The 12,703-nt window shown below is 74.0% G+C and carries 13 protein-coding genes; 7 read left to right on the top strand and 6 right to left on the bottom strand.

The window, feature by feature from the left end; translation table 11 throughout:
• Positions 1–35 precede the first annotated feature (35 nt).
• Complete coding sequence (locus H505_RS0107115; RefSeq protein ID WP_026401434.1) at positions 36–590, bottom strand: dihydrofolate reductase family protein; 555 nt, start codon at positions 588–590, stop codon at positions 36–38.
• Positions 591–738: 148 nt separating this feature from the next.
• Between H505_RS0107115 and H505_RS0107110 the strand changes: the two genes are divergently transcribed.
• Complete coding sequence (locus H505_RS0107110) at positions 739–1,305, top strand: hypothetical protein (RefSeq protein ID WP_157432934.1); 567 nt, start codon at positions 739–741, stop codon at positions 1,303–1,305.
• 29 nt (positions 1,306–1,334) lie between these two features.
• Here H505_RS0107110 and H505_RS0107105 read toward each other — a convergent pair whose 3' ends face one another.
• Positions 1,335–2,282, bottom strand: coding sequence for an RNA polymerase sigma-70 factor (locus H505_RS0107105; protein WP_026401432.1), 948 nt, complete (start codon positions 2,280–2,282; stop codon positions 1,335–1,337).
• 200 nt (positions 2,283–2,482) lie between these two features.
• Here H505_RS0107105 and H505_RS40285 point away from each other — a divergent pair, with 200 nt between their 5' ends.
• Complete coding sequence (locus H505_RS40285; RefSeq protein ID WP_211238413.1) at positions 2,483–2,914, top strand: SDR family oxidoreductase; 432 nt, start codon at positions 2,483–2,485, stop codon at positions 2,912–2,914.
• 93 nt (positions 2,915–3,007) lie between these two features.
• Here H505_RS40285 and H505_RS0107095 read toward each other — a convergent pair whose 3' ends face one another.
• Positions 3,008–3,733 (bottom strand): SDR family oxidoreductase, encoded by a 726-nt coding sequence (locus H505_RS0107095; protein WP_026401431.1) that lies wholly within the window; start codon positions 3,731–3,733, stop codon positions 3,008–3,010.
• An 84-nt stretch (positions 3,734–3,817) separates the two neighbouring features.
• Here H505_RS0107095 and H505_RS0107090 point away from each other — a divergent pair, with 84 nt between their 5' ends.
• On the top strand, positions 3,818–4,678 hold the full coding sequence (locus tag H505_RS0107090; protein ID WP_026401430.1) for a LysR family transcriptional regulator: 861 nt from the start codon (positions 3,818–3,820) through the stop codon (positions 4,676–4,678).
• A gap of 11 nt (positions 4,679–4,689) precedes the next feature.
• On the opposite strand, the gene H505_RS40280 is transcribed toward H505_RS0107090, so the two are convergent.
• Positions 4,690–5,523, bottom strand: a complete 834-nt coding sequence (locus H505_RS40280) for a helix-turn-helix transcriptional regulator (protein WP_051300380.1) — start codon at positions 5,521–5,523, stop codon at positions 4,690–4,692.
• Positions 5,524–5,650: 127 nt separating this feature from the next.
• On the opposite strand from H505_RS40280, the gene H505_RS0107080 reads away from it, so the two are divergent.
• From H505_RS0107080 to H505_RS0107070, 3 genes are all read left to right on the top strand, one after another.
• Entirely contained in the window at positions 5,651–6,436 is a 786-nt protein-coding gene (locus H505_RS0107080) for a phytanoyl-CoA dioxygenase family protein (protein ID WP_026401429.1), read from the top strand.
• 79 nt (positions 6,437–6,515) lie between these two features.
• Entirely contained in the window at positions 6,516–7,748 is a 1,233-nt protein-coding gene (locus tag H505_RS0107075; protein ID WP_026401428.1) for an acetyl-CoA hydrolase/transferase family protein, read from the top strand.
• A gap of 160 nt (positions 7,749–7,908) precedes the next feature.
• On the top strand, positions 7,909–8,265 hold the full coding sequence (locus H505_RS0107070) for an STAS domain-containing protein (RefSeq protein WP_084549949.1): 357 nt from the start codon (positions 7,909–7,911) through the stop codon (positions 8,263–8,265).
• 126 nt (positions 8,266–8,391) lie between these two features.
• Here H505_RS0107070 and H505_RS40275 read toward each other — a convergent pair whose 3' ends face one another.
• Positions 8,392–10,596, bottom strand: coding sequence for a DUF4132 domain-containing protein (locus H505_RS40275; RefSeq protein ID WP_051300378.1), 2,205 nt, complete (start codon positions 10,594–10,596; stop codon positions 8,392–8,394).
• A gap of 118 nt (positions 10,597–10,714) precedes the next feature.
• On the opposite strand from H505_RS40275, the gene H505_RS0107060 reads away from it, so the two are divergent.
• Positions 10,715–11,524 (top strand): RNA ligase family protein, encoded by an 810-nt coding sequence (locus H505_RS0107060; RefSeq protein WP_084549948.1) that lies wholly within the window; start codon positions 10,715–10,717, stop codon positions 11,522–11,524.
• A 37-nt stretch (positions 11,525–11,561) separates the two neighbouring features.
• Here the strand turns inward: H505_RS0107060 and H505_RS40270 are convergent, their stop codons facing one another.
• Positions 11,562–12,656: an alpha/beta hydrolase gene (locus tag H505_RS40270; protein WP_064743519.1), complete on the bottom strand. Its 1,095-nt coding sequence runs from the start codon at positions 12,654–12,656 to the stop codon at positions 11,562–11,564.
• Between the last annotated feature and the right edge of the window lie 47 nt (positions 12,657–12,703).

Below are 12,703 nucleotides of genomic sequence, written 5' to 3'. Positions count from 1 at the left end.
GAACGCCGCCCCGGCGGCGCTCCCGTCCCCGCCGGTCAGGGCCGTGCGTAGCGCCGGTACATGATTCCCGATGCGAACGAACGGTGCTCGACCAGGCGCAGACGCAGTTCCTTCTCCACGGGCAGATACGGCTTGCCGCCCCCGACGATCACCGGCAGGGCGTACACCCAGAACTCGTCGACCAGGTCCAGCAGCGACGCGGCCAGTTCGGCGCCGCCGAGCTGGAGGGTGCCGTCGATCTCCCGCTTGAGGCGCGCCACCTCGGACACGGCGTCCGCGCGGCGGACGAGCGTGACCCCGTGGGGGACGGTCCGGAGGGTGTCGGAGAAGACGTACCGCGGGGTCTCCTTGTAGAGCCGGGCGAACTCCCGCTCGACGGCCGGGGCGCCCTCCTTGCCGAGGTCCTGCGTCCAGGGCTTCTCCATGGCCTCGAACAGCCGCCGCCCGAACAGGAACGCCGAGATGCGGCGGACATTGTCGTTCGCCGCCTCCTGGAAGTCCTCGGACGGCTCCAGGAAGTCCATCCCGCCGTCGCGGTCCTCGATGTAGCCGTCGATCGAGGTGTTCATCCAGTAGATGACCTTGCCCACGAACTCCTCCTCCGGTCCTAGGGGTCGCCCGGAGTCGAGACCCGACGCGGCACCGGAATTCATCGCGGGCCGAGCGACAAATCCGAAACAGACGGCTTTGTCAGCAATGTGATCACCGTACGGGGCTGATTTTCCTACCATGTACGCCATGGCAATGCGGCGGATCGTCATGGCGGCCGGAGGCGCGATCCTACCGATCGCGGCCATCTCCCTGGCGTTCGGCAACCCATGGGTCGCCGAGGCGGTCAGGGAGCAGGCCGGACCGGGCTACGAGGGCGTCTGGCACCCGGTCTACTGGCTGCAGAACGTCCGGTGGTTCCTCTACCCGGACAACGGGACGAGCTGGAGCGTGGTCGTCGCGGTCGACTCCGGCGCGCTCCTTTCCCTGGCGCTGCTCGCGGCCCTCGCCGCGCTGGGCGTGCGCGCCGCCGACCCGGACCGCGGAGCTCTGTCGGCGGTCGTCACCGGCTGGTGGGCCTGCTTCGTCGCGGCGGGCGTCGGGGGCCTCATCACCGGGGTGCTGGTGGAGTCGGTGATCGACGGCGCCGAGTTCCACAAGATCGGGGGGTACCTCGCGGACGGCGCCTCCTTCGGCCTCCTCTACGGCTGGACCGCGGGCCTCGGCATGCTCGCGGGTCTCCGCCTCGCCCGGGACGGCGGACGGCCGAGCACGCCGCGGCCGGAGCACTCGACGGAACTCTCGGGACCGGGTTGATCCCCCGACCGCGCCCGTGACCACACCGGTCAGCGGCTCAGGGCGTTCTCCTGCCGCACATGCGACAGCTTCTCGGGGTTGCGCACGTGGTAGGCGCCGGTGACGTATCCGTTGTCGACCCGGACCGCCACCACGCCGTCGATCTCCCCGTCGACCCGCACCAGCAGGCCCGGCCCTCCGTTGACCTGCACCGGTTCGACCGACCTTGCGGCGTCGCGCTTCCACCAGCCGGCGGCCAGCAGGCGGGCCACGTTGTCCGCGCCCACGACGGGCCGCAGCAGCGCGTGCTTGATGCCGCCGCCGTCGCTCAGCGCGACGACGTCCGGCGCGAGGATGTCGAGCAGGCGCCGCAGGTCGCCGGTTTCGACCGCCCGCTGGAACGCCCGGAGCGCCGCCCGGGTCTCGGCCGGGGAGACCGGGCCGCGGGGCCGCCGCGCGGCGACGTGCGTCCGCGCCCGGTAGGCGAGCTGGCGGACCGCGGCCGGGCTCTTGCCGACGGCTTCGGCGATCTCGCCGTAGTCCACGCCGAACACCTCGCGGAGCACGAACACCGCCCGTTCGGTCGGCGCGAGGGTTTCCAGCACCAGCAGCATCGCCATCGACACGCTGTCGGCGAGCACGACGTCCTCGGCCACGTCCGACGCGGTCAGCAGCGGCTCGGGCAACCAGGGGCCGACGTAGGACTCCTTGCGCCGGGCGAGCGCCCGCAGGCGGTCCAGGGCCAGCCGGGTGACGATCCGCACCAGGTAGGCGCGCCGCTCCCGCACGGCGGCCAGGTCGACGTCCACCCAGCGCAGCCACGTCTCCTGCAGGACGTCCTCGGCGTCGGCGGCCGACCCGAGCATCTCGTACGCGACGGTGAACAGCAGGTTGCGGTGGGCGACGAACACGTCGGTGGCGGAGTCCATCGACGCCGCCCGGTCGGGACGATCGAGCGGCTCGGCCGTGCCCGTGGTTCGTCCGCTGCGTTCACTCATACCCGGCTCCCGCCTGCTGGTTCCAAGCCCTGATCCACCCACTGGACGCCGGTCCCCGCCGTTTTGTCACACCCGTGGCCGGGTGGCGTAGGTCACTTGTCCCGGCCGTTACGGGTGCCGGGGCGCCGACGTCTCGTGCCCGTCGGGCAGCACCTCCGAAAGGGAGCAGACATGGTGCCGACAAGGCCACCGCCGGTTTCGTGGCCGCCAAGAGAGCGCACGAGCAATTCCTCCTCGACGGCCCGCTCCCCGTCCGCATCCTGCGGGCCGCGCAGTTCCACGAGTTCGTCGGTCAGCTCCTGGAGTGGCGGGAGGGCGATACCGCCTACATCCCCGACCTGCCCACTCAGCTCGTCGCCTGCCGCACCGTGGCCGAGGCGCTGGTCGACCTGGCGTCCGCCCCCGACGCACCCGCCCCGGGGGCACCGATCGCCGAGGTCGCCGGCCCCCGCACGGAGACCCTGGCCGGGGCGGCCCGGCTCCTCGGCGCCCGCCGCGGAATCGAGGTCGTCGCCGTCGACGGCTCCGGCATGCCCGATGCCGGGACGGCGGCCGAGGGCGGGTTCCTGCCCGGCCCGCACGCCGCGCTCGCCGGCCCCACCTTCCAGGAATGGCTCGACACCCGCCCCTGATCGGGAGCGGGCCCGCCGGCGTGTGTCCGCGATCAACCGGGGCCGATACCCGGCTGCTGCCGGGACCTGGATGAGCGGGCCGCCCGTCGTGGATCACCAGGGGACGGGGCCGTCGTCGTCGAAGAACCCGCCGCGCGGTCCGTCGTCCGGCAGGGTGGCGAGGCGGATCGCGATCGCCGCGCCCTGCTCGGGCGTCCTCGGCGCGTCGAAGCCGGTGAAGTCGGTCGCCACGTAGCCGGGGCAGGCGGCGTTCACGATGATGCGCGTGCCGGCGAACCGGCGGGCGTACTGGGCCGTGATGCTGTTGAGCATCGACTTCGACGGCGCGTACGCGGCCATGACCGGACCGGTCCGCAGCGTCAGCGAACCCATGTTGCTCGACATGTTGACGATGCGCGGCGAGTCGGAGCGGGCGAGCAGCGGGAGCATCGCGTTCGTCACCCGGACGACCCCGAACACGTTGGTGTCGAGGACGGTGCGGACGACGTCGAGGTCGAGCGTCGTCGGGTCCTGCGCGCCGCCGTCCGTGCGGCCGGCGATGCCCGCGTTGTTGACGAGCACGTCGAGCCGTCCCGCCGTCCGCTCGACGGCCGCCGCCGCGGCGGCCGCGCTGCCGTCGGACGTGACGTCCAGCGCGACCCCGAACGCGTCGACGCCGTCGGCGCGCAGGCGCTCGACGGCCTCCGCGCGCCGGGCGCCGTCGCGGGCGCCCACCGCCACCGTGAAGCCGGCCGCTCCGAGGCCGCGCGCGATGGCGAAGCCGATTCCCTTGTTCGCGCCGGTGACCAGCGCGGTCCTGGTGTCGTTCACACGAGCCATCCTCGGCGGGCCGCCCGCCCGCCGTCCAAGATCGATTCGGTGGGCTGTGATACCCGCCGGGTATCAGGCGGGTAGGCTCGGTCCGTGCACGATCTCGAGACCCGCGAACTCCGCTACTTCGTCGCCGTCGCCGAGGAGCTGCACTTCGGACGCGCCGCCGACCGGCTCGGGATCGCGCAGCCGCCGCTCTCCCGCGCGATCCGCCGGCTGGAGCAGCGGCTCGGCGTCCGGCTCTTCGACCGGAACCGCCGGGGAGCGGCGCTCACCGACGCCGGCGAGGTGCTGCTCCGCGAGGCGAGGGCGGTCCTGGACGCGGTCGGCGCCGCCGCGCGCCGGACGCGGCGGGCCGCGGACCCGAGCCGGCCGCTGGTGCTGGCGACGAAGGCGGGGGCGTCCCACGCGCTGCTGCAACGGCTCCTCGACGCGGTCGCCGCCGACCCCGGCGCGGCGCCGGTCGAGGTCCTGCTCTGCGAGGTCGGCGAGCAGGCGGGGCTGCTGCGGGACGGGCGGGCCGACGCGGCGCTCATGCACCGCCCGTACGACGACCTCGCCGGGTTCGACACCGAGGACCTCTGCGTCGAAGGCCAGGTCGCGATCCTCCCCGCGGCGCATCCGCTCGCGGCCCGCGAACGGCTCGCGCTGGCGGACGTCCAGGACGTCCCGGGCCTGCCGATCGCCCGCTGGCCCCGGCTCGACGGGACCTACCCGGACGGGCCCGGACCGGAGGTGCGCACGCAGTCGCAGCTCGCCCAGCTCGTCGCGCTCGGCAGGACGCTGCTCGTCATCCCCGCCTCCAGCCGGGCCTGGCAGTGGCCCGAACACGTCGCGGTGCCGGTCGTCGACGCGCCGCGGGTCACCACGGTGATCGCGTGGCCGCCGAGCAGCCGCTCCCGGGCGGTCGCGGCGCTCGTCCGCTCGGCGGCCGGCCTCCGCGGAGAGCCGTAGGGGCACGCCGGTCAGTGCTCGCCGGGGCGGAAGCGGGTCCGGTAGGCGGCCGGGCCGAGGGCGAAGAAGCGCCGGAAACGGCGGCTGGCGTAGTTCGGGTCGTGCCAGCCCACCAGCCTCCCGATCGCCGCGACGGGCAGGTCGGTCTCGATGAGCAGCGCCGCGGCGCGTTCGGCGCGCAGCCTCCCCAGGAAGGTCATGGGCGGGACGCCCAGGTGCGCGGTGAACAGGCGGGCCAGGTAGGGCGGCGACACGTTCACCGCGCTCGCCAGTTCGTCCAGGGTCCAGGCGTGCTGGACGTCGTCCTCCAGCAGCCGCGCCGCGGCCGGCACCGCCGGATGCGCCCGCCTGGCGGGGGCGGCGGGAAGGGACGGCGCCATGCCGCCCAGCAGGCAGAGCAGCGCCCCCACCCGCACGGCGTGATCGGTCGTCGGCGGGGGCCGGTCGCTGATCGCCGCCAGGGCCGCCTCGACGGCGTTCAGCATGGCGGGGTCGAGCCGGAGCGCGTGCCCGGCGCCGTGCAGGGCCGGGCCGAGCCGCGGGTCGGCGCGCAGCCAGGCCAGTTCCCGCCGGAACACCTCGGGCCCGACGTACAGGTTGTGGACGGTCAGCCGGCGGCAGTCCCGGTAGCCGTGCCAGTCCCCCGGCCGCAGCATCGTCACCGAGCCGCGGTGCAGCTCCCGCTCGCCGGCGGACGAGAGATGCGTCGCGGTTCCGCCGGTCACCACGGCCAGCTCGATGAAGTCGTGGCTGTGGGCGGAGGTCCCGCTGCTCAGCTCGTACCGCTCGGCGATGATGGGCGGCCCGTCCGGCGGGAAGACCTCCGCTCGCCGTACGCGGTGCACGGAAGCTCCCTTCACGAGGTTCTCGTCAAGATTGTGCTACAGGTGCCTGGCTCGTGTGCTAGCCGGGTCGGCGGTCCCAAGGCGATCGTTGCCGCAAGAGATCCCCCACGAGGCGAGGAAGACGAGCATGAACGCTGGAACCGCACGTCCCCGAACGACGCCGGAGAACCTTTCCGAGGAGGCCGTCTCCGCTTACCGTCGTGATGGTTTCGTCCACCTGCCCGGGGTGCTCTCCCGGGCCGACGCCGACAGGTTCGCCGAGGCCGCGCTGGCGGTGCGGCACACCGTCCGCGACAACCACGAGGGGAAGATCTTCACGCAGCTGCTCCAGCTGTGGCGTCAGGACGCGACACTGCGCGAGCTCACCCTGCACCCGGATCTGGCGGCCGTCGCGACCCGGCTGGCGGGGGTCCCGCTGCGGTTGTGGCACGACCAGCTCCTGATCAAGGACCCGCACAACGGAGCCGCCACCGAGTTCCACCAGGACCAGCCGTACTGGCCCCACGCCGGTTCCCGCCACGCGCTCTCGGCCTGGGTGGCGCTGGTGGACGTCCCGGTCGAGCGCGGCTGCATGACGTTCATCCCCGGTTCGCAGCGCCTGGACGGGCTCCGGCCGCAAGATCTGTCCGACCGCGCCGACATGTTCGCCGTCGCGCCCGAGCTGGCGTGGGAGCGCCGCGTCACCGTCCCGCTGCGGGCGGGCGACTGCACCTTCCACGACTCCCGGCTCGCGCACAGCGCCACGCCCAACCTCACCGACGACCCCCGCATCGCCCACGTCGTCATCTACGCGGACGCCGACCTGACCCTCGCGGCCGGACCCGCGCACCCCGTCACCGACCCGCTCGGCCTGAGCGCGGGAGACCCGCTGCCCGACGAGCACTTCCCGCGCTTCGCGGACCACCGGCCCTGACCGGCCGCACGCCGGCACCCGGATCTCTCCGGGCCGCCGGCGGTGCGATGATCGGAGGGACGACTCGGAGGGGGCCGGGATGCGGGTGGTCTCGGAGGACGATCTCGCCGCCGTGCTGGGCGGGGTGCCCGGCGTCCCGCGCGTGGTGGCCGGCGGCAACTTCGCGACGCCGTGGCGGGCGCTGGCCGCGGTCGACGCGGCCCTCGCGGAGTACCGGCTGTTCATGCTCAACGCCCAGCCGGGCGTCCCCGACCGCGACGGCGTGGTCCTGGAGACGCCGTTCGTGGGCGCCGGGATGCGCGGGCGCCCCGGCCTCCGCTACTTCCCCTCCCGGCTCTCGCTCGTGCCGAACCTGCTCAAGGGCGCCCTGCCGCCCGACGTCGTGCTCGTCCAGACGTCCGGGCCGGTGGACGGGACGGTCTCGCTGGGCATCGAGGTGAACGTCCTGCCCGCCGCGATCGAGGCCGTGCGGGCCCGCGGCGGCCTGGTCGTCGCCCAGGTCAACGCCCGGATGCCGTACACCTACGGCGACGCGGTGATGCCGCTGGACGAGATCGACTTCGCGATCGAGTGCGACGAGCCGCTCGCCGCGCCCGCGCCGCGCCCGCCCGGCGACGCCTCCCTGGAGATCGGCGCCCGGGTGGCCGGGCTCGTCCCCGAGCACGCCACGCTCCAGCTGGGCATCGGCGGCGTTCCCGACGCCGTCCTCGCGGCGCTCCACCGGCGGCGCGGGCTCGCGATCTGGTCGGAGATGTTCAGCGACGGGGTCCTCGACCTGGAGCGGGCCGGCGCCCTCGACCCCGCCGCGCCGATCACGGCCTCGTTCGCGTTCGGCGGGCAGGAGCTCTACGACTGGGCCGACCGCAACGAACGCATCCGGATGCTGCGCACGGAGAAGACCAACGACCCCGGGCTCATCGCCCGGCGGCCCCGGCTGGTCTCCGTGAACTCCGCCCTCCAGGTCGACCTGTTCGCCCAGGCCAACGCGGGCCGGGTGCGGGGCGCCGTCTACTCCGGATTCGGCGGCCAGACCGACTTCGTGGTCGGCGCGCTGCACTCCCCCGGCGGCCGCGCCGTCATCGCCCTGCCGTCCTGGCATCCCCGCGCCGACGTCTCCACCGTCGTCCCGCGGCTGGCCGGGCCGGTCACGTCCTTCCAGCACAGCTACATCGTCAGCGAGCAGGGCACCGCCACCATCTGGGGCAACGACGCCGCGGCCCAGGCGCAGCAGATCGTCGACAACGTCGCCCACCCCGACGCCCGCGACGAGCTGCGCCGCGAGGGCCGCCTCCTCGGCTTCCCGCTCCGCTGACCGGGGGACCCGTCGACCGGAGGCCGATCGGACGGCCCGGTGGGGACCTTTGTCCCTGACCCCCTCCGGCGGGAGCTGCGAGGCTCGAAGAGTGACGACGACGCGGTCGTCCGCGTACCGAACGCGGTCACCCGCGATGCCGACGACTAAGGACTGATACATGCGACCGAACCGAGCGGCCGAGGAGACGCGCCACGAAGTGGCCGCCACCGTGGAGGCCGTCTCGTCCGCGTCGACGCTGATGCGCGTGACCGGGCACCTCGACCTGGCCACCGCCCGGCACTTCGCCGCGGCCCTGGCCGAGGTGATCACCACGCGCCGGCCGAACGTGGTGATCGACGCGTCCGGACTGGGCTTCTGCGACTCGGCCGGGCTGGCGGCCCTCGAAATGGCCGGGGCGCTGGCCGAAACATGCGGCGGCACCGTCACCGTGACCCGGCCCCGTCCGGGCGTGGCCCGGCTTCTGCGCATCACCGGGCTCGACTCCCGGTTCCTGCGCGCCGCACCGGCCGCCTGAGACGCCGATACCGATCCGCGAAGCGATGACGGCGCCCTCGCCGACATGGTGAGGCGAGCGGGACGTCTGCTCGTCCGTGCCCTCCTTCCGGCTGTGCGCGGAAACCGCTCCGGTGCGGGCGTCGTCTCAGGACTCGGCGGCGTCCCGCAGGACGGCCAGGTCGCGGAGCAGCTCGGACGCCGTGACCTCGTCGAGGTCGCCGAGCCGGGCTTCGCCTCCGAACACCGACCCGAACCGGTCGTCCGATACGAAGACGTGCACGAGCGTGTGCTCGTCGAACGCGTGCGTCTCGGCCGCGACGAAGCCGGGGTCGAGGTGGAGCAGCGCGTACCGGTCGCCGGGCAGGGGGCGCAGGAAGGCGTGCTCGATGCCCGCGTCCTGCGGGTCGCCGCGCTCCCACCCCCGGTTCGTCAGGCCGAGGATCACCCGCGTCGGGACGGTCAGGCCCTCGAACCGTTCGAGCCGGAAGCCCTTCGCCTCCGCGTCGGTGAGGCGGTGGACGTCCCGGGCGAGCTGCGGGAACGGCTGCAGGATCTCGTAGTCGGCGAAGACCTGGCCCCAGACCGCGGCCTCGCCGCCCAGGTCGAGGGGGTGCGCGATGCCGATCCGGGCGCCGCCGGGCAGGACGAACGCGTCGTCGGCGGCGTCCGCGAGGGTGCGGTCCTCGGCGAGCCGGAACGTGCGCGCGTCGCCGTCGGTGACGGCGAGCCAGACCAGCCGGCGGGCGAGGTGCCGCGTCAGCGGATGCCGGACGAACTGGTCGGTGAACTCGTCCGCGCTCCACCGGCGCCGGTCGACCATGGCGCGTTCGAGCCGGTGGACCAGGTCGGACGCGACGGTGCGGGCGTCCTTCCTCAACCGCGAGAACCGCTGGTAGGCGGCGGGCGCGAGCTCGGGATCGTCCTTCGCTCCCGGCTTGGGCAGGGACTTGCGGAGCTTGCCCGCCTGGTCGGTGACCTGCGGCTTGAGCGTCTCGTCGAAGACGATCGCGAACGCGCGGGGCCCGTAGTCGAGGGTGAGGGCGCCGTCCTCGTCCAGGTCGAGCGTGGGAACGAGCCGGTCGGCCAGCTGGTCGGCGGTGAGGCCGCGCTGCTCGGCGATCCGGTCGATCCGCTCCCGGGCCTGCGCCTTCAGCCCCTTGTACCGGACCCGCTGCGCGATCTGGTTGAGGCAGGTCAGCGCGGTGTCGGTGCCGATGGCGGCGAGCACGTCCAGGCCGATGACGGCGCGGGCGTGCCCGCCCTCGCCCGGCCACTTGCGCAGGAGCGGGGTGAGGTCGCGCGCGGCGTCGTCGTCGCCGAGCAGGCCGAGCTGGACGAACGCCCAGTTCGTCCGCGCCGGCATCCCGTTCGCCAGCCACGCCTGGAACACCGCCCGGGAGAACGCGGCCAGCGACGCCGGATCGCAGGTCTCGCGGACGACCCGCAGCCCCGGGTACGGCGCGTCGAGCGGCGACAGGGCCAGGATCGTGAGCACATGCGCGACCGAGCCGTCCGGCAGGCGGGCGCTCCGGTCGCGCAGCAGGACGGGCGGGAGCGCGGCGGCGTCGAGCCAGTCGGGCGTCTCGGGCACGGTCGGCGGGACCACGTCGAGGGGGTCGGTGGCCACGAACCCCTCCAGCGCGGCGGCGGCCCGGTCGCCGTACTCGCGAGCGGCGGCCAGCACCGCCTCCGCGCCGTGGACGGCGGCGACGTGCCGCAGCGCGGCCTCGGCCGCCTGCCGGGCCGGGCCCGCCGCGCCGAGCGCGGCGGGCACCAGCAGCCGCGCGGCGCCCGTGCCGTGCCATTCCAGCCATGTGGCCGCGACCTTGCGCATTGACTTGGTCCGGACGAACCAGTCCGCCATGAGCGCGGCGACCTCGGCGCTGAGGAACGGCAGGAGGAACTCGCCGTAGGAGCGGGCGTTGCCCCGGGCGCCCGGCAGCAGGTGCGGGTAAACCCGCGTTCCGAACCGGGCCACCGTCCGCTTGATCGCGTTGCCGACCCGGTGCGTGTCGGTGGTCTCCCACCGGGCGAGCAGCGGCTCCGCCACCTCCAGGGGAGCCTGCGCGAACACCAGGGGAAGGACGATCCCGCTGGTGCGCCAGTCGCCCGGAAGCCAGATGTCGTCCCAGTCCGGCTTGACACCGTACAAACCGGCCCACTCCTTGATGTCGGCCTCGGCCCAAGCCGCGTGCGCGCCGTCCGGCCAGTGGATCGCGACCTCGTCGGGGGCCGTCAGGCCCGGGACGGTGACGGGTGCGGAGATCTCGGACGCGCGGGTCCAGGCGGGCGCGACGAGCACGCGGGGCAGGGAGTCGGCGGCGGCTTCGGGGAGGTTCGGGAAATTCATGATCGAACAGACGGACCCCGCTCTCCGCCGGTTCCACGCGAACACGCGAACGCGTCCCGCATCGGCGCCGGCCGACGGACCGGGACGGAGTCGAATTTCTCGGCCTTACCGTCCTCCCATGAGTACGGCCAGAGGTCGTGGACGTCCGCGGAAGGACCCGAACAGCCTGGCGCGATGGACGCCCCCCGAGGGCTGGTCCCGGCTGGTCGCCTGGGTGTCCCCCGAGGAGAAGAGGGCGCTGAAGCACGTCGCCGTCGACGCCGGGGTGCCGGTCGCCGACCTGATCCGGGCCCTGGCCGGCGGTCTGGCCGGCGGAGCCATCACTCATGAGGAACTGCTCGGCCAGGTCCGGAAGGGAAGGCAAGTGATGGAGAAGATCCCCACGCTCTTCGAACGCGATGACCGCTTCCGGGTGGTCGACAGCCCCCGGCCCGAATGCGCGTGGGTCTTCGACGGCCACGGGGTGGGGACCGAGAAGCTGGACGGCACCAACGTCCGGCTCACGGTGCGCGCGGGCCGGATCGTCCGGGTGGAGAAGCGGCGCAATCCGAGCAAGGCGCAGAAGCAGCAGGGCATCGTGGACGGCTGGTACGTCGACACCGCGGAAGACGCCCCCGAGGACAAGTGGACGCTGGAGGCGGCCCGCAACACCGACGTCTCCGGGTGGCCGGACGGCGAGCACTCCTGCGAGGCGCTCGGCCCCCGCATCCAGGGCAACCCGCTGAACCTCGAAGAGCACCGGTGCGTCCCGTTCGACCTGCACGTGCCGACCTACGAGGAGGTGCCGCGCAGCTACGGGGAGCTGCGGGACTTCCTCACCGAGCTGGAGAGCCGGTTCGCGCCCGGGCATCTCGCCGAGGGCATCGTCTTCCACCACCCCGACGGCCGCCGCGCCAAGATCAAACGGAAGGACTTCCCGCGCCGGTGACCGCTCCGACGCGGTTCGCCCCGGACGGCCCCGCTGCTCAGGGCCGGGCGTCCCCGTCCGGCCGGTGCGGCCCGCCGAGCCGCTCGAGCAGCATCGGCAGGGAGGCGAGCAGTTCGCGCTTCCAGTACCGCGGGTCGTGGGTGCCCCGGTAGAAGTGCGCGGTGACCGGGGCCCCGACCTCGCGGAGGCGGTACGCCACCGCGCGGGACTCGTCGCCCATGACCGCCTCGGTCAGCGAGACGACCTCCGTCGGGAACAGGACGGCGAGGTCCTGCAGGCCGGGGATCACCGGATCGGGTTCGGCGTCCTGGTCCAGCTCACCGCGGGTGCCGTCGCCGCTCGCGATGTAGACGGGCGTGCCCCGCAGCCGCTCGGCCAGGTGGTAGGGGTCGTTCCGCTCCCAGATGCGGCGCTGCTCGACCGGGTCGCCCCAGATCCTGCGCCAGTCGATGCCGACGAACTCCGCCCCGCCGATGACCGCCTCGGGGTACTTGAGCGGGTTGAGGAACCCGCTGTAGCTCGCCGCGGCGCGGAACATCCCGGGGCGCAGCGCCGCGTACTTGACCGCCCCGTAGCCGCCCTGGGACTCCCCCGCGACGGCGCGGCGCGCGCCGGCGCCGTAGTCGCGCTCGAGCAGCGGCCGCACCTCGTCCAGGTGGAAGGCCTGCACTCCGGGCGCCCCGCCCCCGCCGCCGTTCCACCAGTCGCTGTAGAAGCCGAAGAACGGCATCTCCGGCATCACGACGAGGGTGTCGCGCAGCTCGGGAACGTCCTGGAGGCGGTACTCGCGGGTGAAGGTGCCGTAGTCGCCGTCCCCTCCGGCCAGCAGGTACAGCACCGGCCAGCGGTCGCCGGGGCGGCGGCCGTCCCACCCGTCCGGGGTCAGCAGCCGGACCCGGCCGGTGCCGCCCAGCGCGGGCGACCGGACGGTCAGGTCGACGACCCGCGGGCCGATCCGCTTCTCGCCGACGACGACCGCACCGCCCGCCGCTTCGGCGGCCCCGGTGGGGCCCGCCGGGTCCCGCCGGTCACCTGCCGCCGGTGACGCGCCCGCGGTGGCCGAGACAGCCACCACCGCCGCCACGACCACCGCCGCGCGGCGCTTCCAGTGGACCGTCCTCCGGGACATCATGCCTCCTCGCATCCGGCTTCGATCTCCGCCAAGTTAGGGACCCGCCG

It is taken from the genome of Actinomadura rifamycini DSM 43936 (genome assembly GCF_000425065.1).
Lineage (GTDB): Bacteria > Actinomycetota > Actinomycetes > Streptosporangiales > Streptosporangiaceae > Spirillospora > Spirillospora rifamycini.
The sequence above is the reverse complement of the archived record's forward strand: the minus strand, read 5'-3'. Positions and strand labels throughout refer to the sequence as shown.